At 34.5% G+C, this 281-nt stretch carries 1 protein-coding gene; it reads right to left on the bottom strand.

Annotated features, from left to right (window positions below; genetic code table 11):
- Positions 1 to 26: 26 nt before the first annotated feature.
- Positions 27 to 281 (bottom strand): hypothetical protein (locus FNN09_RS21300; protein WP_221932572.1); only part of this gene is annotated, 255 nt, incomplete at its 5' end.

The following is a 281-nucleotide window of genomic DNA, read 5'->3' as shown; positions in this document are numbered from 1 at the left end:
ATATCCAGTATAACTTCATTTTCATTCTAATTGTTTTTTAAATAATTAACACGTTTCATCAACTCCTTAATAAGCTTCTTTTCTTCACTCAAAACTCTGATTTTTGAAACATCCAGATTAAACACGTAATCAAACGCTGGAGACTTCATCAATGCCATTGAATTAAGAATTAGCATAGCCTCTGTCACATCTTGCGAAGCATACAAGGCTTCTGTCATCACTTTTTGAGGTGCTTGCTCTCCAACAATAGCAAGATATTCTGCAGCACGAACCTTGTTAAT

It is taken from the genome of Carboxylicivirga sp. M1479 (genome assembly GCF_007097485.1).
Taxonomy (GTDB): domain Bacteria; phylum Bacteroidota; class Bacteroidia; order Bacteroidales; family Marinilabiliaceae; genus Carboxylicivirga.
Note: the sequence above shows the minus strand (reverse complement) of the source record. Positions and strands in the feature narration are given on the sequence as shown.